The organism is Niveispirillum fermenti (genome assembly GCF_052474395.1).
Genome location: NZ_CP156681.1, coordinates 1,910,542 through 1,928,062, shown reverse-complemented (window position 1 = coordinate 1,928,062; position 17,521 = coordinate 1,910,542). Strand labels below are relative to the sequence as shown.

Below are 17,521 nucleotides of genomic sequence, written 5' to 3'. Positions count from 1 at the left end.
ACGCGACAGCGTGGCGTGAATGCGGGGCAGCCCCTCTCGACCCCCTCTCGACATTGACAGGAGGCACCCCATTGTCTAGCCGTAGTTCCGGGTCCCGCATGAGAAGGTCGGAGTGATGAATTTCCTGAGTGCGATCGGCCGCGCCACCCTGACCTTCCTGGAGGCGACGGGCCGGCTGGCCCTGTTCACGCTGACGGCGCTGTCCCACTGCCTGCGCCCGCCTTTCTATTTCCGCCATATCGGCCGGCAGATGCTGGAGATCGGCTATTACAGCCTTCCCGTGGTCGGCCTGACGGCCGTGTTCACCGGCATGGTGCTGGCACTGCAAAGCTATAGCGGCTTTTCCCGGTTTTCCGCGGAAAGCGCCATCGCCACCGTCGTCGTGCTGTCCATCACGCGCGAACTGGGGCCGGTTCTGGCCGGGCTGATGGTCGCCGGACGCATCGGCGCCGCCATGGCGGCCGAACTGGGCACCATGCGCGTGACCGAACAGGTGGACGCGCTGTCGACACTGTCGACCAATCCCTACAAATATCTGGTCGTGCCGCGCCTGATCGCCGGCACCACCATGCTGCCGCTGCTGGTGCTGGTGGCCGATATCATCGGGGTGTTCGGCGGCTATCTGGTGGCGGTCTACCGGCTGGACTTCAACGCCGCCAGCTACATCAACAATACCTGGCAGTATCTGGAATTCATGGATGTGGTGTCGGGCCTGGTGAAGGCGGCCTGCTTCGGCTTCGTCATCTCACTGATGGGCTGCTACCACGGTTATAATTCGCGCGGCGGGGCGCAGGGCGTGGGGGCTGCCACCACGAACGCCGTGGTCTCGGCCTCCATCCTCATCCTGGTGCTGAACTATCTCTTGACGGGGATCTTCTTCTCATGACGACGCCCGAACTGGACGTGCCCAAGATTTCGTTGCGGGGCGTGAAGAAGGCCTTTGGCCCGAAGGTCGTGCTGGATGGTATCGACCTGGATGTGGGGCGCGGGGAAAGCGTCGTCATCATCGGCGGTTCCGGCACGGGCAAGTCGGTGCTGCTGAAAAGCATCCTTGGCATCCTGCAGCCCGATGAAGGCCGCATCCATATCGATGGGGAGGACACGACCCATATCGGCGGGCGCGACCGGGAACGGGCCATGGCCAAGTTCGGCATGCTGTTCCAGGGGGCAGCCCTGTTCGACAGCCTGCCTGTTTGGGAAAACGTGGCCTTCGGCCTGATCCAGGGCCAGCGCGTGGGCCGGCGGGAAGCCAGGGAACGCGCCGTCGCCACGCTGGGCGCCGTGGGACTGAGCCCCGACGTGGCCGACCTGTTCCCGTCGGAACTGTCCGGCGGCATGCAAAAGCGCGTCGGCCTGGCCCGTGCCATCTGCACGCGCCCGGAGATCATCTTCTTCGACGAGCCGACCACGGGCCTGGATCCCATCATGGCCGACGTGATCAACGACCTGATCGTGAAATGCGTGAAGGACCTGGGCGCCACGGCCCTTTCCATCACCCACGACATGGCCAGCGCCCGCAAGATCGCCGACCGCGTCGCCATGCTGTACCAGGGAAAGCTGATCTGGGTGGGGCCGGTGTCGGAAATCGACAATTCCGGCAATCCCTATGTCGAACAGTTCATCCACGGCCGCGCCGACGGGCCGATCAAGATGCAGATCAAGGCATTCTGAAGGCGCCACGCGAAAAAACACCCGCCATGGTTCCCCATGGCGGGTGTTTTATTTTCAGATCTTCCCCCTCAGCCTGCGATTTTCTCGGTGAGTTCGGGTACGATCTTGAAGAGGTCGCCGACGATTCCATAGTCGGCGACCTGGAACATGGGAGCCTCTTCGTCCTTGTTGATGGCGACGATGACCTTGCTGTCCTTCATGCCGGCCAGGTGCTGGATGGCGCCGGAGATGCCGACGGCGATGTAGAGTTCCGGTGCGACGATTTTGCCGGTCTGGCCGACCTGATAATCGTTGGGCACGAAGCCGGCATCCACCGCCGCGCGGGAGGCGCCGACGGCGGCGCCCAGCTTGTCGGCCAGCGCGTCCAGCAGCGGGAAATTGTCGCCCGACTGCATGCCGCGCCCGCCCGATACGATGACCCGCGCGCTGGTCAGTTCCGGCCGTTCAGACTTGGTCAGCTCCGCCGACACGAAGCGCGACAGCCCGGCATCGCCCGTGGCAGCCAGGGCCTCCACATGGCCCGAACCGCCCGTCTCCGCCACCGCCTCGAACGCCGTGCCGCGCACCGTCACCACCTTGATCGCGTCCGACGATTTCACCGTCGCGATCGCGTTGCCGGCATAGATCGGCCGCTCGAACGTGTCGCCATCCACCACGGCGCTGATCTCGCTGATCTGCTGCACGTCCAGCAAGGCCGCCACACGCGGCGCCAGGTTCTTGCCAAAGGTCGTGGCCGGGAACAGCACATGGCCGTACCCGCCCGCCTTCACCGCCGCCACCACCAGCGGCGCATAATTCTCCGCCAGCGGATGGGCATATTCCGCCGCATCCGCCACCAGCGCCTTCGTCACGCCGGCAGCAGAAGCCGCCGCCGCGCCCGCCGCGCCCACGCCCGATCCGGCCACCAGCACATCCGTCTGACCGCCGATCTTCGCCGCCGCACCCAGAACCGTCAGGGTCGGCTTCTTCACGGAACCGTCCGACGGCTCCGCAACAACCAGAATGCTCATGTCGCTTATCCTTTGAAGACGGTATCGCGGATCAGATGACCCGGGCTTCGTCGCGCAGCTTGGCCACAAGCTCGTCGACGCTGGCGACCTTCACCCCGCCCTTGCGCTTGGGCGGCTCCGTCACCTTCAGCACCGTCAGGCGCGGCGCAATGTCAACGCCCAGCGCATCCGGCGCCAGCGTCTCGATCGGCTTCTTCTTCGCCTTCATGATGTTCGGCAGCGACGCATAGCGCGGCTCGTTCAGGCGAAGGTCCGTCGTCACAACCGACGGCAGCGTCAGATCGACCGTCTCAAGACCGCCGTCGATCTCCCGCGTCACCGCGACCTTGCCATCGCCCGGCTCAACCTTCGACGCGAACGTCCCCTGGCTCCACCCCAGAAGGGCCGCCAGAGCCTGGCCCGTCTGGTTGCTGTCATCGTCGATCGCCTGCTTGCCCAGGATCACCAGATCCGGGCTCTCCTTCTCAACGACCGCCTTCAGAAGCTTGGCAACCGCAAGAGGCTGGACCTCCCCGTCGGCCTGCACCAGCACACCACGGTCCCCACCCATCGCAAGCGCCGTCCGGATCGTCTCCTGCGACGCCGCAGGACCAATCGAAACAACCACGATCTCAGAGGCCTTCCCAGCCTCCTTCAAACGAACCGCAGCCTCAACCGCAATCTCGTCAAACGGGTTCATCGACATCTTGACATTCGACAGCTCAACACCGCTGCTGTCGGGCTTCACGCGGATCTTGACGTTGTAGTCAACGACACGCTTAACGGCGACAAGGAGTTTCATCTGAGGGCGCTCTTGTTAGGGCTTCCAGGGAACAAAACTGGCTCGGCCAGGATAGGCGACAAGGTGGACGGGACAAAGCCGGTCGTAAAGGCCCGTTCTGATCAAAATGATTGATCAAATCCGTCAAGAACGGCAGCGCGCCCAACGCGCCGGCCACATCCTGGAAACCAGCCCCCCTTGACCGCCAGCACCATGAAATCCTCGCTTCCCGCCGCCGCCAAGGGTCAATGATCCGAACCCTGCAAAATCTGCCGGCGCATGCCGGTCTCATAATCCAGCCCTTCCCGCGTCAGCACGACGGACATCGGAAAATTACCCCGGATCAGCCCCTTGCGTTCCAGCACGGCCCAGGGTGCCGGGTTGCGCAGGCCCGTGGCATCCTGGGCATAGACCAGCCAGGGCCCCAGATGGAAATGATTGCCATGCGCCGTGAAGGGCAGTTCCAGCACCTCCACCGCGCCATCCCCGATGGGACGGCAGATATCCTCGAACTCGGCAAGAGCCTGGAACAAGGTCAGGGTCTTCAACTGCAAGGGGTTCAGGTTCAGCGGGTTCTTCCTGGCGGCCATCGCCAAATCTCCAGTGCATCGACAAGGTTGCTGGTTTGAAGCCCGTTTATCCGGCATCGTCAAGCGGCCCCATGTCCGCTATGAAGAAGCCCTGCCCTGTGACCGGATGATGACCCGCATGCTGCCCCGCGCCCGCACGTCCCTTGCCGCCCTGGTTCTGCCGCTGCCCTTGCTGCTGGCCGCCCCCGCGCTGGCCGACATCCAGGCCGGGCGCATCGCCTTTTCCAATGGCGACTACGCCACGGCCTTCCGGGAATTCAACGCGGCGGCGGAAGCGGGCGACAGTTCGGGCCAGTATCTGGCCGGCGAGATGCTGGTCCAGGGACGCGGAGTCGCCAAGGACGCACGCCGCGGCCTGGATCTGCTGGAACAGGCCGCGCGCGGCGGACATGTCGGGGCGCAGAGCATGGCAGGCGCGCTCTACGCCTTTGGTCAGGACCTGCCGGCAAACCATGCCAAGGCTTTGGAATTCCTGCGACCGGCCGCCATGGCCGGCGACATGCACGCCCAGAACAACCTGGCGGCCCTGACCTTCTTCGGTCTGGGGACGCAGAAGGACGTCGTGGAGGCACTGACCTGGGCCAAACGCGCCGCCGCCAAGCGGCTGGTGGCTGCCATCCGCCTGGAAAAGGATATCGAGGCGCAAGCCACGCCGGACCAGATCAGGGAAGCGACGCTCCGGTCACGGGCACCGCTGCCGGCGATGGGCGCACCAGCCGCCACCTTGGCCGCCGGGACCGCTGCGCCGCCGCCGCCTTCAGCGGGACCATCCGTCCCCGTGCAGCGGCCGGCGGCCGAACCGGTGCCCCCGCCGGCATCACCCACGCCGCCGCCTGTGACGTCCGGGGTGGCGCCGCCCGCCCCTGCACCCGGATCCGCCGGCGACCTCGGCGACGGCTGGGTCATCCAGGTCGGCTCCCTGCCCAGCCGGGCGGAGGCCGAGCAGCATTGGCGGCGTCTTGCATTGCGCCAGGCACCGCTGCTGGGCGATAGGCAGCCCGCCCTGATCCAGGCCGACCTGGGCGCCCGCGGCATCTATACCCGTGTTTTCCTGACCGGCTTTGCCGACCGGGCCGCTGCGGTCGCCCTGTGCGAGCGCCTGAAGGCGGCCGGCACGGATTGTCTGGTCAAGAAGGGCCCCTGACCCGCCCCGCCAGGGCCAGCACAGCGCCCGCGAACAGCATGCCGCACAGGATCCAGGCCTGCCAGGCACCATAGGCGAAGCTTTGCATCAGGATGGACGCGCCGAACAGCGCCACGGCCATGGCCCGGATGGAAGGGTCCAGCCGGGTCAGCCGGCGCAGCACGACAAGCAGCAGGAACCCCGCCGCCAGCGCGCCGATCCAGCCCAGCTCCAGCCGGATCTGCAGGAACAGGCTGTGCGGATGGATCGGCAGGACGGGCCAGTTCAAGGTGCCGGGGAAAATACCTTCCCCACCGGGAATGACACGGGAGGCTTCCAGTCCCCACCCGCGCCAGGGATGTGCGTCCAGGTTCTCCGCCACGAAGTTCCAGGTCATCATCCGGTGACGGGAACTGGCCGGCAGCCATTCCGCCTGTGGCAGGCCGGCCCGCGTCATCCACTGGGCGGCCTGTCCACAGAATGCCAGGCCCAGCACGATGCCCGTCGCCACCAGACCGGCCGCCAGCCGCACTGACCAGTAGCCCAAAGCCAGCAACAGCAGCAGGGCCAGCAGGAAGGCAACGGCCAATTCGCTGGTGCTGAACATGGTCAGCACCAGCGCCCCCGCCAACGCCAGAACCGCCGGCACACGTTGGCCCAGCCGCCACATCAGCAACGATACCGGTCCCGCCAGCAGGGCCAGCAGCACGGCCGCCCGATTGATATCGCGTTCCAGGTTGAGGTCGGTCTTGCCCGGTGAGGCCAGGTGCTGGATCGGCTGGTCCCCGATCAGTTCCAGCGTGAACAGGATCGCCCCGAATACGGCCGCCGGCAGCAGCCAGCGTGCAGCCTGCCGCGCCCGATCGGGAGCCAGCCGGCCCAGGGCCGTCAAAAAGAACAGACCCGGCACGAAGACATAGAGAAAGGCGGCCCAGGATTCCAGGGCCCGGCCCATGGCCCCCGTCCAGGACAGGCCAAGCCCCGTCCAGGCAATGAAAAGGCCCAGGCCGGTCAGGATCAACGGATCGGGAAGCGGCAGGCGCCGTTCCCGCCACAGGCAGGCCATGAGCGCGAAGACCGAAAGAGCGACCATGCCCGGCGCCATGCCAAGCGGCGCCAGGGGCACGACCGCTGCCAGCAGCGGGATACCCAGACCAATTATAAAGACGATGACGGGAGCACCAGCGTGCCCCCCCTTGTCCGCATGCATCGCTGCCGCCCTTGGATCAGACAGATCAGCGCCCCTGTATCTTCTCATTTAACGGCTAACCAGGGCAGAACCAAGCGCGATTTCGCACAAGCCCCACGTGCCCCCTATGCGCCCCGCCGGTACCGCTTATATTTAAGCAGCCCTGTACCGAACCATTTCCGGATCGAACCACCATGATGTCCGCACCGCTGATCCCCCTGCCCGACCGGGCCATCATCGCCATCGGCGGGCCGGACCGTGTCGCCTTCCTGCAGGGACTGATCAGCAACGATGTGACCCGAGCCGGCCAGGACCGGGCGATATGGGCCGCGCTGCTGACGGCACAGGGCAAGTATCTGCATGATTTCATTCTGTTCGCCGACAATGACCGCCTGCTGCTGGATGTGGAGGCGTCCCGGCGGGAGGATTTGCTGCGACGCCTGCGGATGTACAAGCTGCGGTCCAAGGTCGAGCTGACCGACCTGTCGGACGAGTACCGGGTGTTGGCGGATCCCGGCCCTGCCGATGCGCCGGCGGGACAGGTCATCCCCGTCGCCGGCGGCTGGAGCCTGGTCGACCCGCGCCATGCCGGGCTGGGGCGGCGGCTGGTCCTGCGGGCCGATGCGACCCCCGCGGCGACCGGCGCCTTCGCCACCTGGGACCGCGCCCGGCTGCTGCTGGGCATTCCCGACGGCACGCGCGACCTGGTGGTGGAGAAATCCATCCTGCTGGACAATGGCTTCGACGAACTGCACGCCATCGCCTGGGACAAGGGCTGTTATGTCGGCCAGGAACTGACGGCGCGCACCAAATATCGCGGACTGGTGAAGAAACGGCTGTTGCCGGTGGCCGTCGACGGCCCGCTGCCCGAACCCGGCACGCCCGTCACGGCCGATGGGACGGAGGTGGGGGAAATCCGCAGCGGCTGCGGGGATCGGGCCCTGGCCCTGATTCGGCTGGAGGCGCTGACGATGGGCCGGGCGCTGGCCTGTGGCGGGGTCCGGCTGCGGCCCCAGCCCCCCGCCTGGCTGCCTCTACCCCCGTCGGAAGGCGATACGCCAAGGAATGAGTGAACTGAACACAATAATTGGTTAGTCTCTCCGCCCATCGACGCAAGATCAGGGTTGGGAGGCATCATGGAGCGGGGCGTGGGAGCGCGGCTGTCGTCGCTGCGGAGCCTGAGCACCGCCATCGCGCTGGGCGCCACCATCCTGGTTGGCGCCCTGGCGGCCGGCACGACCTTCCAGATGGCGCAATATCAGGTGCAGGCCGGCAACCTCGAGGTGCCGGGCGACACGCTGGCCAAGACCCGGCTGCTGATCGATTTCCAGCAGCGCATGGGCCATGACGGTTTCCTGTCGGCCCTGGCGCAATTTGCCGAAACCGGCAATGCCGAGGCACGGGCCGAGATGCGGGCCAGCCTGGACGCCGCCGACCAGTCCCTGCGCGGTCTGCAGGGCAAGCGGCTGACACCGGCCGAACTGGAACTGGCCGCCGATCTCAAGCGCCTGCTGGACAGCGCGCGCCGGGCCCTGGAATCGGCCAATGGCGGGCCCACGGCGCTGGGCCAGACCACACCCGTCATCCTCCTCACCCGCTATGCCGCCCTGGCCGACCGGATCGACCAGCGGTCGCGCACGCAGCAGGCCGTGGAACTGGCCCGGCTGGAGGAGGTGGCGACCCGCGGGCTGTGGCTGGGCGGCGCCGCCGTACTGGCCCTGGTCGTCACGCTGTTCGCCTTCCTGACATTGCTGGGCACGCGGGTGCTGCGTCCCCTGTCGGAACTGGGGCGCGGGGTGGATGCCGTGGCCCGCGGCGACTGGCGCGCCCCCCTGTGGGGGACCGAGCGCCCGGACGAGTTCGGCGGCCTGGCCCGCAGCATCGACGCCTTTCGCAAGCAGGCGGCGGAAATTCCCGACATTTCCGTAGCCACGGAGGATGGGCGCCTGCGCCTGAAATTCGAAGGCGACTATGCCGACCTGTTCGAGGCGCTGACGGCCCGGCTGCGCGGGGCCGGCGGCACGCTGGCCGTGCTGGGCAACGATGTCGGCCGCATCGTGGGCGACACGAAGCAGCAATTGCACGAGACACTGGGCCAGGTGAACCAGCTCTGCGCGGCCGCGGTGCGCACGGTGACGGAAAGCAACCGGGAGATCCGTCAGGCGACGGAAATGCTGGGCCATGCCGTGGCCCAGGTCCGTGCCTTCGACGCCAGCGGGGATCATAACGGTCTGGATGCCGTGGTCGATGCGCTGCGACAGCATGCCGACATGCTGGCCGATACGCTGTCACGGACGGAGACCAAGGTCAGCGACACGCTGGGCAGCCTGTCGGAAAGCGACAGCGATATCCGCCATGCCAGCGTGGAGGCGCGCGACGCCGCCAAGGCGCTGTCGGCCACCATGACGGAGGCACAGCAAAGCCTGCTGTCGGCCGTGAAGATCCTGCGGGCCTCCGGCGACATGCTGGCCGGTACCGTGGACCAGACCGGCAGCCGCATGACACGCGCCGCCGACGCCATGGAAGATGGGGAAAAGGCGCTGTTCGCCGCCCTGGGTGGCGCCACCAGCCGCCTGGACGAGGCGACGGAGAAGGCCGCGGCCCGGCTGGAGGATGCCGGCCATCAGGTATCGCGTGCCGCAGACCAGTTGGACGACCGCGCCGCGGAAATCGCCTACAAGCTGGAAGCCGCGCTGGACAGCATGAACCATGCCCAGCACGCCATGCAGCAATCAGCGGAAATCGCGGAGGACATGACGCGCGGCAAGCTGGAACCACTGGCCGAGCAGTTCCACGACATCCAGGCCCGCTTCAGCAGCCTGATGGCCGATGTGTCGGACCGCGCCGACAGCATGGCCGACGCCGTGGACGGGCTGCGTCTGACCAGCGACGGGCTGCGGCAGGAGTTCGAGCGCCGGCGCGTGGAGCCCGGCCAGCATGAAGCCATCGCCGACCTGCTGACCCGCATGCGCGGCAGCGCCACCCAGATCGCCGACCGGGTGAAGGAGATCGGGGAGACGGCGGGCCGGCTGGCACAAAGCCTGACGGGCGGTGTGGACGACGCCACCGCCCGTCTGCGCGACCTGACCGGCGACCTGCGGCAGGAAACCAAGGCCCTGTCGTCGGAGGCGCATATCGCCACGACCACCCTGTCGCGCACCGTCGGACAGCAGGAACGGCTGCTGGCCGACATGAAGTCGGTGGCGGCCGAACTGGATGCCGTGCGCGACAAGGACCATACCCCGCAGGGACTGATCGACCTGACGGCCGGGCTGCGCGCCGCCATCGACGCCGTTCACGCCCTGGTCGCCAGCGCCGACAACCGGGAGAAGATGGCCGTCGATCAGGCGGTTGGGCTGGTGGACAAGCTTCAGCAGCGCATCCAGAACATCGAAGGCATGGCCGGCGGATTGTCGGCAGCGACGGCGGCCTTGCACGCGCTGGCCGCATCCGACAATGCCGGACGGGAACGAGAGAATGCGGAGCTTCTGACCATCGCGGAGGCATTGAAGGCCCGCCTGGACGGCATCGACCGGCTGGGTGACCGGCTGGACAGCACGACCGACAGCGTGCGCGGCGTGCTGGAGGAAACCCGCAACCGGGAACGGACCGACCTGTCCATCGTATCGGAACTGACCCAGAACCTGCGCGAGCGGGTTCTGCGGCTGGACGGGCTGTCGGTCGACCTGTCGCGCGCCATCGACCTGCTGCGTTCCGCCAGCCGCCAGAACGAGACCGCCAGCGCCAACGCCGCCCGCGATCTGGGCACCCGGCTGGCCCAGATCGCCGATCAGTTGCGCGGGGCCGCCGGATGACGGCGCCGGCGTTTGAGGTGCCGAAAACCTTGACCATCGGTCACGGTTTCCGGCCGCGGGTATAATAGCCAAGGGGCATGGACAATGACCCTTGATATCCGTGCCGACCGGCGCGGCGGCGGCACGTGCCGCCGAAGCCTTCGATCTCGAGGAGGCGAGATCAAAGGCACAGGGCATAAATCCGGCACCCTGCGCGGGTAATGTCACAAATCCAGATGGAAACTTTCCTGGACCGGCCGTGTTGACTGGGCATGGGTGTGGCGCTGATGCCAAGCCCTCCTGCCAACCAACGGAAGGAAACACACCATGCGCACTCGACTGATTGGTGCCGCCGCCGCGGCCGCCCTCCTGTGCAGCGCCGGTGCGATGGCCCAGACCGTGCCGCCCGGTTCCACCGAGCCCGTTCCGCCCGTTCCGGGCACCACCGTTCCGGGTGCGATCGACCAGAACAGGGCCCAGGACCCGTCGGTCATGGACACCCGGCCGCAGGGTGCCCCCGAGGTCGTAGCCCCCACCGCGCCGCGGCTTGACCGCACCTCCGCCGAAACCCTTCTGGGCCGGACCGCCGTGGGTGCCGACGGCAAGAAGCTGGGCGAGGTGGAGGATGTGATCCTGAACGCCAGCAGTGGCGATGCCGAAAGGCTGATCATCACCTCCGGCGGCTTCCTGGGCATGGGCAAGAAGGCCATCGCCGTGGACATCGCCGATGCCGAATTCCTGGGCGGTGACAAGGAAGTCCAGGTCCGCAACCTGACCTCTGCCCAGGTGGAGCAGATGGCCGAGTACAAGTACGACCAGGACACGCTGTCCCTGACCCGTACCGACCGGCGCTAACCCAAGTCCCCTCAGCCGCTCCGACGTCCCTGCAAACTACCCCCGGCCTTCAACAGGTCCGGGGGTTTCTTTTGCGTGCCTGTCCGGCACCCCGCTCCGCGCCCCGGCACCAGGGGAACCTGCGCAAGCCAGAGCGTGCGTCCGGTCAGCCGACAAGGCGCTGAAGAATCTGGACGGCATTCAGCGCCGCACCCTTCAGCAACTGGTCGCCGGCCAGGAACAGGGCGATGGACCGGCCGGACGGGTCGCCCACATCGCGGCGGATGCGGCCGACCAGCACGTCGCCCTGCCCCGAGGCCTCGTTGGGCATGGGGAAGTGGTTGCCGTCCCTGTCATCGACCAGCCGGACACCGGGTGCCGATGACAGGATGGACCGCACCGCGTCGGGCTCCACCACCTCATCGAACTCCACGCTGATCGCCATGGAATGCGCGCGCAGCACAGGCACCCGCACGCAGGTGATGCCGATATGCAGGTCGGGCCGGCGCAGAATCTTGCGCGTCTCCTCGACCACCTTCTCCTCCTCCCCGTTATAGCCCGTGGCAGGGTTGATGGCTGCATCGTGGGAGAAAAGGTTGAAAGCATAGGGGTGCTTCAGCACACGGGGCGCATAGGCATCACCGGCAAGATGGGCGGCCGTCGCGGCGCGCAGCTCCTCCATCGCCGCGGCCCCGGCACCGCTGGCGGCCTGATAGGTGGCGATGGTCAACCGGCGGATGCGGTGGCGGGCGTCCAGAGCCGCCAGGGGCACGGTCGCGATGATGGCGACACAATTGGGATTGGCGATGATGCCCGGCCGCGCCGGGATCACATCCGGGTTCACCTCCGGCACCACCAGCGGAATATCGCCATCCATGCGAAAGGCGGAGGAATTGTCGATCACCACGGCACCGGCCGCCACGGCCCTGGGCGCATAGTCGCGCGAAATGCCGCTGCCTGCGGAAAACAGGGCATAATCGATACCCTGGAAACTGTCATCACCCAACGCCTCCACCATCAGGCTGCCACCGGCGAACGGCACGACCTGTCCGGCCGACCGCGGGGATGCCAGCAGGCGCACCCGGCACAGGTTCAGGCCCGCCTGTTCCAGGCAATGGCGGATTTCCACCCCCACGGCGCCGGTGGCACCGACCACGGCAACGGAAACGGGCCGGGCGGCAGCTTCGGGGCGGGGGGCGTTGTGGACATTCATGGAACCGATCCTCTGGCTTGATGCCGGGATGGGGCCTGATCCACCTGGAGCCGCCCCAACCGTTCCCGGCGGGGCATCTGGCTTTATGTCGACCGCGTCAGACCGCGCGCACGCCAAAAAGCCCGCCCCGCAGGGTGGTCTTTTTAGTGCTGGTCGTGGTCACGATCAGGATCGACATGGCGCCGACCTTAACCCGGACCAACCCCGTCTTGTAAAGACCGGGCCGCCATCGCCCCGTGCATCCGCGCACTGCCCGCGCCGCATGACGGGGCGCGGCATGGCTGTCTATTGCGTATTTCCGCTGGCGGTGGGACTATGGGGGACGCATATATGTACCCGAAAGGTGCGGATAGAAGATGTCCGTTGAATTGAAGGACCCCAAAACGCTGGAAGCGATTGGGATACTGGCCAATGCCCTTGACGACGTGACAGGACCGGAACGGCTGGAATGCCTGATGGCTGCCAACGCCCTGCGTCAGGTCGTTGAATCACAGTCCGAGAATGCGCTCAGCTTCGCCCAGCAGGCCTTTGAATCGCTGGATAGCGATGTGCGCCGGCGGGTGGAGAACGATGCCACCACCACGGCCATCAAGGTGGTGGAGCAGGCCAGACGCCGCCCCAACCCGCGCATGGTCCGCAGCGGCAAGCCCAAGGGCGGCAACAGCTTCCTGGACGCGCTGAATGGCGGCCAGATGAAAACGGAGCGCAAGTGGTGATCTGAACCGGTGACGGCCGTGAAGGTGGGGCGTGCCCCCCTTCACGGCACCCATGGGTTCAGGCCCGCACGCCCAGCATGTGGCAGATGGCCACCGTCAGGTCGGCGCGGTTCATCGTATAGAAATGGAACTGCTTCACGCCATGCCGCTCCAGATAGCGGCATTGCTCGATCGCCACGGTGGCGGCGACCAGATGCCGGGTTTCCGGTGCCGCGTCCAGTCCATTGAACAGGTCCAGCATCCAGGCCGGCATCGCCGTGTTGCACTTGGCGCCCATTTCCGCCGCCTTCTGGAAATTCAGGATGGGCAGGATGCCGGGTACCATGGGCACATGGATGCCAGCCGCGGCCGCCTTGTCGCGGAAACGCAGGAAAGCCTCGGCATCGAAGAAGAACTGGCTGATGGCCCGGTTGGCGCCTGCATCCACTTTCCGCTTCAGATTGTCCAGATCAACCTGCGCACTGGGCGCCTCAGGGTGGACCTCGGGGAAGCAGGCGACGGAGATGTCGAAGTCCGCGATGCGCTTCAACCCTGCCACAAGATCCGCCGCATACGCATAGCCGCAGGGATGCGGTTCATAACCCCGGCCACCCAGGCCGCCCGTGCCATCCGCGCGCGGCGGCGGGTCACCCCGCAGCGCCACGATGTGCCGGATGCCGGCATCCCAGTAACTGTGCGCGATCTCGTCGATATCCTCCTTCGTGGCGGCCACGCAGGTCAGGTGGGCGGCGGCGGGGATGCCGGTTTCGGCCTGGATGGCCGTGACGGTCGCGTGCGTGCGTTCCCGCGTCGATCCGCCGGCACCATAGGTGACCGACATGAAGGCCGGCTTCAAAGGCGCCAGCCGGCGAATGGCGGTCCACAGATTCTCATGCATCTTCTCCGTCTTGGGCGGGAAGAATTCGAAACTGACGGTCAGGTCGCCGGGCGCCGTGATCAGGGGGGCCGGCCCGCCAGCCGCATCCATCAGGTCGTTCAGGGTCATGGAAGCCACACTCGCTTTACGGGGTCGGGGACGGCCGCAGCCGCGTTGAAGAGGTGTCGGCACGGATGGCGCGCCAGATGCAGACGGTCAGGGGATCACCCGGCAGCACACGGACGGGATCGGGATTCATGCCGGCCCGCCGCAGCCAATTGCCCATCTCTGCATCGGTGAAGCCCAGACGGCGATGGGCATGCTGCTCGCGCAGATATTCCAGCTCGTGCCGGGCGAAATCGACCACCAGCATGATGCCGCCCGGGCGCAGCACACGCGCCGCCTCCGCCAGCGCGTCCGCCGGCTCCTCCGCATAATGCAGCACCTGGTGGAAAATGACGGCATCCTGGCTCTGCCCCGGCAGGGCAAGCTGGTACATCTCGCCCAGGCGCACCTGACAATGGCGCAGGCCCGCCTGCTCCAGACTGACGCGCGCCACGGCCAGCATCTCGCGCGACGCATCGATGCCCAGGCCATGGGCAATGCGGGGGCCGAAAAGCTCCAGCATGCGGCCCGTGCCGGTACCCACATCCAGCAGATCGGCGATCCCTTCCTGCGGCAGGAGCGACAGCAAAGCCGCCTCGACCTCCCGCTCCGGCACATGCAGGCCGCGAATTTCGTGCCAACGGGCGGCATTCTCACTGAAATAGCGGTCCGCCGCCTCGCGCCGGCCCTGCTTGATCAGGTCCAGCCGCTCCAGGTCCAGGGCCAGCCCGGCATCGTCAGAGGGGATGGCATCCACCAGGGTGCGGGCCAGTTCCGCCACCGCCCCGCGCTCGGCCAGGCGGTAATAGGCCCAGATCCCCTCCCGGAACCGCTCCAGCAATCCGGCCTCGCACAGCAGCTTCAGGTGACGCGAAACACGCGGCTGGCTTTGCCCCAGAATCTGGGTAAGCTCCGTCACCGTCAGTTCCCCATGCGCGCACAGCGATAACAGCCGGAGCCTTGTCGGCTCGGCCGCTGCCTTCAGCGCATTCAACAGGAATTCCATGGACCAGACGTCCTTTCACGGTGTCGGATCAAGATATAAAGATATCTTTATGCGATGTAAACACCCGACATCCGTCGGGGGCCGCCCCGCGTTGATCGCGGTTCCCAACGTCGCCCCTGCCGCGTTATCGAACGGGTGATGCCCAATATCGGTCGCAATTGCCGCTTATCCATTGAGTGGACAAATGGTTGACTGCCATGGACGGAACATCGTGACGCGCGTCACTGCCGGCGGCCTGGGGCCGACCGCAGGATGGCGCAGGAAACCAGAGGATCAAGACGTGAAGAACCCGATCTCCCATCGCCGTTCGCCGCTGACCGGCGCCGCAATGCTGGTTCTGGCCGGCTTTGCCGTGATCGCCGGTCCGACCCTGGCCCCGGCCAGCGCGCAGGCACAGAACGCCAAGGCCCCGCAGGCCGCCGCCGGTTTCGTGCAGTCGCTGGGCGACAAGGCCATTGCCACGCTGGCCGACCCCAAGGTCAATGACGAGCAGGCCAAGACCGTCTTCCGCGAATTGCTGAACGAGAATTTTGATATCAACACGATCAGCCGCTTCGTGCTGGGCCGGTACTGGAACGTCGCCAACGACGCCCAGAAGAAGGAATACCAGACCCTGTTCGAGCAGATGATCGTCGAGGTCTATGCCGAGCGGTTCAGCCAGTATGCGGGCGAGAGCTTCAAGGTTGGCGGCGCCCAGGCCGCAGGTGCCAACGATGCCGTGGTCATGTCGCAGGTGCTGCGGCCCAATGGCCCGCCCGTGAACGTCTCCTGGCGCGTTCGCAACCGTGACGGCAATTTCAAGATCATCGATGTGATCGTGGAGAATGTCAGCATGAGCGTGACGCAGCGATCGGAATTCGCCAGCGTCATTGAAAGCAATGGCGGCCGATTCGATGCCTTGCTGGCGGCCCTGCGTCAACGCATCCAGACAGCCGCCAATTAAGGACGGCTGCTGCAACCTATCCGGTTTCGCGCCAACATGGCAGCATGCTATGTGACGGGTCCGCCGCGCTCTACCGCGGCGGACCTTTTTTCTGCTGCGGGTCCCTATGCTGCGCGAAATCCTGATCAGCCTGCGCACCAGATGCGCACCGGCCTTCGCCGCCCTGGGCTACCGCTATGCCGCCGTGGCCTGTGTTGGTCGGGCGCAACGCTGTGCCGCCGCCTGGGCCCCACATCAGGAAAATACCAAGCGGCGTCTGCTGGCCGCCATGGCGGAGGCACCGGCAGGCAGCAACACGGCTGTCATCCTGGGGTCAGGCCCCTGCCTGGACCTGCCCATGGCCGAACTGCTGGCCCGTTTTTCCCGCGTTCTGCTGGTCGATGTGGCCCATCCGCCCGACGCCCGGCACCTGGCGCGACGCCATGCCGGTATTGAACTGGTGGAGATGGACCTGACAGGCACAGCCCTGTCGCTGGCGGACCGGGCTGCCGCACAGGTGCCGACACCCAATTGCAATGCCTTCGTGGATGAGCCGGGTCTGGGTCTGGTCGTGTCCGCCAACCTCATCTCCCAGTTGCCCCTGGTTCCACTGCGTCACGCCCAACGCCGATGGCCCGACGCCGACCTGGGCGGATTTGCCCGGTCCATCGTCATGGCCCATCTGGATCATCTGGCCCGTTTCACCTGCCCCACCTTGCTGGTGGGGGACATGCAACGGCGCATCGTCGATCCCGATGGCAAGGTGACGGAATGGGAAGACCCACTATTCGGCGCCAATCTGCCGGCAGGCGAAGCGGAATGGGAATGGACCGTGGCACCGGTGGGCGAATTGTCGGGCGGCTGGTCCATCGTGAACCGCGTGCGTGCCGTACGGATGGACCGCCGCCTGCCTACTGCGTCGGGCTATGGCGGGCCATGATGGTGGCATAGGTGCCATTGGCCTGGATGCGGCGCAGGCCTTCGTTGAACCGCGCCGCCAGCGCCGCGTCGCGAAAGCCCGCCCGGTAAGGGGTGGGCGGAAAAATTCGGTACTCCTCCACGGGCAGGTGCAGCCGGGTGTCACTGCCACTGCCGGCCAGCACCCGCGCGATGTGATAGTGCAGCACCCGCGTTTCAGCGACCACCACATCATAGCGGCCGAACAGCAGCCCATGGGCCTGCAATGCCTGTGTCGGCTCCTCCCGGTAATCGGGTGCCGCCGCCACGGCCGCAGCAAATTCGGGGCCCAGCACCTTGCTGGCCCGCTGGAAGGCCAGAACCCGCCAATGGCGCAGGTCATCGGGCCGTTCCAGATGGATGTCACGCCCCGCCAGTGTCATCGCCACGTTCTGATAGGTGATATAGCTGTCGGTCAAAGTGATATCAGCCGGCCCATCCCCCACAACCGGGGCAAACCCCGCCACGACCGCACCGTTGGCAGCCACGACCAGCCGGGCGTTGGACCCGACATAGGGTTCCATCGTCATATTCGCAGCCTTGAATATCGCCTCCAGCAACTCATACTCGATACCGGCCAGACGCCCATCGGCAACCCTGTAGACCAGGGGTGCGGCCTCACGCAGGCCGAATGTGACCTTCTCCGCCGCCCCGACAGGCGGAACGGCCAGCAAAAGCAGGCAACAAAGGAAGACGAAAAGGCGCGACGGCATGCGGGGGTCCTGTCTCAAACCCTGACAGCCTACAGCCTGCACGCATGGCGCAGAAGACCCTG

The 17,521-nt window shown here is 66.4% G+C and carries 17 protein-coding genes; 9 read left to right on the top strand and 8 right to left on the bottom strand.

What is annotated here, in order from left to right; all coding sequences use genetic code 11:
* Window positions 1–115: 115 nt before the first annotated feature.
* Together ABC728_RS20150 and ABC728_RS20145 are read left to right on the top strand one after the other, a co-directional pair.
* Window positions 116–886 (top strand): MlaE family ABC transporter permease, encoded by a 771-nt coding sequence (locus ABC728_RS20150; protein ID WP_416617622.1) that lies wholly within the window; start codon window positions 116–118, stop codon window positions 884–886.
* A complete protein-coding gene (locus ABC728_RS20145) occupies window positions 883–1,671 on the top strand; it encodes an ABC transporter ATP-binding protein (protein ID WP_416617623.1) in 789 nt (262 codons plus the stop codon). The genes ABC728_RS20150 and ABC728_RS20145 overlap by 4 nt, the downstream gene beginning before the upstream one ends.
* Window positions 1,672–1,739: 68 nt before the next feature.
* Here ABC728_RS20145 and ABC728_RS20140 read toward each other — a convergent pair whose 3' ends face one another.
* The 3 genes from ABC728_RS20140 to ABC728_RS20130 form a co-directional block, all read right to left on the bottom strand.
* Window positions 1,740–2,681 (bottom strand): electron transfer flavoprotein subunit alpha/FixB family protein, encoded by a 942-nt coding sequence (locus ABC728_RS20140; protein WP_416622361.1) that lies wholly within the window; start codon window positions 2,679–2,681, stop codon window positions 1,740–1,742.
* A gap of 31 nt (window positions 2,682–2,712) precedes the next feature.
* Window positions 2,713–3,462, bottom strand: coding sequence for an electron transfer flavoprotein subunit beta/FixA family protein (locus ABC728_RS20135; RefSeq protein ID WP_445376472.1), 750 nt, complete (start codon window positions 3,460–3,462; stop codon window positions 2,713–2,715).
* A gap of 224 nt (window positions 3,463–3,686) precedes the next feature.
* Window positions 3,687–4,031 carry a hypothetical protein gene (locus ABC728_RS20130; protein ID WP_416620709.1) on the bottom strand — a complete coding sequence of 115 codons (345 nt, stop codon included), beginning with the start codon at window positions 4,029–4,031 and terminating at the stop codon, window positions 3,687–3,689.
* Between the two features lie 118 nt (window positions 4,032–4,149).
* Here ABC728_RS20130 and ABC728_RS20125 point away from each other — a divergent pair, with 118 nt between their 5' ends.
* The gene (locus tag ABC728_RS20125; RefSeq protein ID WP_416620710.1) at window positions 4,150–5,175 is read left to right on the top strand and encodes an SPOR domain-containing protein; all 1,026 of its coding nucleotides are present in this window, start codon (window positions 4,150–4,152) and stop codon (window positions 5,173–5,175) included.
* Here the strand turns inward: ABC728_RS20125 and ABC728_RS20120 are convergent.
* On the bottom strand, window positions 5,159–6,364 hold the full coding sequence (locus ABC728_RS20120) for an O-antigen ligase family protein (protein ID WP_445376471.1): 1,206 nt from the start codon (window positions 6,362–6,364) through the stop codon (window positions 5,159–5,161). The two genes, ABC728_RS20125 and ABC728_RS20120, sit on opposite strands and share 17 nt — an antisense overlap.
* Window positions 6,365–6,537: 173 nt before the next feature.
* On the opposite strand from ABC728_RS20120, the gene ygfZ reads away from it, so the two are divergent.
* From ygfZ to ABC728_RS20105, 3 genes are all read left to right on the top strand, one after another.
* Entirely contained in the window at window positions 6,538–7,416 is an 879-nt protein-coding gene (gene ygfZ / locus ABC728_RS20115; RefSeq protein WP_416620712.1) for a CAF17-like 4Fe-4S cluster assembly/insertion protein YgfZ, read from the top strand.
* Between the two features lie 63 nt (window positions 7,417–7,479).
* Complete coding sequence (locus ABC728_RS20110; RefSeq protein ID WP_416620713.1) at window positions 7,480–10,158, top strand: HAMP domain-containing protein; 2,679 nt, start codon at window positions 7,480–7,482, stop codon at window positions 10,156–10,158.
* A 306-nt stretch (window positions 10,159–10,464) separates the two neighbouring features.
* Window positions 10,465–10,992: a PRC-barrel domain-containing protein gene (locus tag ABC728_RS20105; protein WP_416620714.1), complete on the top strand. Its 528-nt coding sequence runs from the start codon at window positions 10,465–10,467 to the stop codon at window positions 10,990–10,992.
* Between the two features lie 145 nt (window positions 10,993–11,137).
* Here the strand turns inward: ABC728_RS20105 and ABC728_RS20100 are convergent, their stop codons facing one another.
* Window positions 11,138–12,184: an aspartate-semialdehyde dehydrogenase gene (locus tag ABC728_RS20100; RefSeq protein WP_416620715.1), complete on the bottom strand. Its 1,047-nt coding sequence runs from the start codon at window positions 12,182–12,184 to the stop codon at window positions 11,138–11,140.
* A 356-nt stretch (window positions 12,185–12,540) separates the two neighbouring features.
* Between ABC728_RS20100 and ABC728_RS20095 the strand changes: the two genes are divergently transcribed.
* Window positions 12,541–12,900, top strand: a complete 360-nt coding sequence (locus ABC728_RS20095) for a hypothetical protein (protein WP_416620716.1) — start codon at window positions 12,541–12,543, stop codon at window positions 12,898–12,900.
* Window positions 12,901–12,958: 58 nt separating this feature from the next.
* Here ABC728_RS20095 and metF read toward each other — a convergent pair whose 3' ends face one another.
* Complete coding sequence (gene metF, locus ABC728_RS20090; protein WP_416620717.1) at window positions 12,959–13,885, bottom strand: methylenetetrahydrofolate reductase; 927 nt, start codon at window positions 13,883–13,885, stop codon at window positions 12,959–12,961.
* Window positions 13,886–13,901: 16 nt separating this feature from the next.
* On the bottom strand, window positions 13,902–14,867 hold the full coding sequence (locus ABC728_RS20085) for an ArsR/SmtB family transcription factor (RefSeq protein WP_416620718.1): 966 nt from the start codon (window positions 14,865–14,867) through the stop codon (window positions 13,902–13,904).
* A gap of 280 nt (window positions 14,868–15,147) precedes the next feature.
* On the opposite strand from ABC728_RS20085, the gene ABC728_RS20080 reads away from it, so the two are divergent.
* The gene (locus ABC728_RS20080; RefSeq protein ID WP_416620719.1) at window positions 15,148–15,810 is read left to right on the top strand and encodes an MlaC/ttg2D family ABC transporter substrate-binding protein; all 663 of its coding nucleotides are present in this window, start codon (window positions 15,148–15,150) and stop codon (window positions 15,808–15,810) included.
* Window positions 15,811–15,916: 106 nt separating this feature from the next.
* Window positions 15,917–16,729, top strand: a complete 813-nt coding sequence (locus ABC728_RS20075) for a hypothetical protein (protein WP_416620720.1) — start codon at window positions 15,917–15,919, stop codon at window positions 16,727–16,729.
* On the opposite strand, the gene ABC728_RS20070 is transcribed toward ABC728_RS20075, so the two are convergent.
* Entirely contained in the window at window positions 16,701–17,459 is a 759-nt protein-coding gene (locus ABC728_RS20070; protein ID WP_416620721.1) for a substrate-binding periplasmic protein, read from the bottom strand. The two genes, ABC728_RS20075 and ABC728_RS20070, sit on opposite strands and share 29 nt — an antisense overlap.
* Window positions 17,460–17,521: the final 62 nt, after the last annotated feature.

Bases quoted from the DNA above. Each gene is read 5' to 3' on its own strand.
- ABC728_RS20150 (WP_416617622.1), top strand. From the start codon at position 116: ATGAATTTCCTGAGTGCGATCGGCCGCGCCACCCTGACCTTCCTGGAG.
- ABC728_RS20145 (WP_416617623.1), top strand. From the start codon at position 883: ATGACGACGCCCGAACTGGACGTGCCCAAGATTTCGTTGCGGGGCGTG.
- ABC728_RS20140 (WP_416622361.1), bottom strand. From the start codon at position 2,681: ATGAGCATTCTGGTTGTTGCGGAGCCGTCGGACGGTTCCGTGAAGAAG.
- ABC728_RS20135 (WP_445376472.1), bottom strand. From the start codon at position 3,462: ATGAAACTCCTTGTCGCCGTTAAGCGTGTCGTTGACTACAACGTCAAG.
- ABC728_RS20130 (WP_416620709.1), bottom strand. From the start codon at position 4,031: ATGGCCGCCAGGAAGAACCCGCTGAACCTGAACCCCTTGCAGTTGAAG.
- ABC728_RS20125 (WP_416620710.1), top strand. From the start codon at position 4,150: ATGCTGCCCCGCGCCCGCACGTCCCTTGCCGCCCTGGTTCTGCCGCTG.
- ABC728_RS20120 (WP_445376471.1), bottom strand. From the start codon at position 6,364: ATGCATGCGGACAAGGGGGGGCACGCTGGTGCTCCCGTCATCGTCTTT.
- ygfZ (WP_416620712.1), top strand. From the start codon at position 6,538: ATGATGTCCGCACCGCTGATCCCCCTGCCCGACCGGGCCATCATCGCC.
- ABC728_RS20110 (WP_416620713.1), top strand. From the start codon at position 7,480: ATGGAGCGGGGCGTGGGAGCGCGGCTGTCGTCGCTGCGGAGCCTGAGC.
- ABC728_RS20105 (WP_416620714.1), top strand. From the start codon at position 10,465: ATGCGCACTCGACTGATTGGTGCCGCCGCCGCGGCCGCCCTCCTGTGC.
- ABC728_RS20100 (WP_416620715.1), bottom strand. From the start codon at position 12,184: ATGAATGTCCACAACGCCCCCCGCCCCGAAGCTGCCGCCCGGCCCGTT.
- ABC728_RS20095 (WP_416620716.1), top strand. From the start codon at position 12,541: ATGTCCGTTGAATTGAAGGACCCCAAAACGCTGGAAGCGATTGGGATA.
- metF (WP_416620717.1), bottom strand. From the start codon at position 13,885: ATGACCCTGAACGACCTGATGGATGCGGCTGGCGGGCCGGCCCCCCTG.
- ABC728_RS20085 (WP_416620718.1), bottom strand. From the start codon at position 14,867: ATGGAATTCCTGTTGAATGCGCTGAAGGCAGCGGCCGAGCCGACAAGG.
- ABC728_RS20075 (WP_416620720.1), top strand. From the start codon at position 15,917: ATGCTGCGCGAAATCCTGATCAGCCTGCGCACCAGATGCGCACCGGCC.
- ABC728_RS20070 (WP_416620721.1), bottom strand. From the start codon at position 17,459: ATGCCGTCGCGCCTTTTCGTCTTCCTTTGTTGCCTGCTTTTGCTGGCC.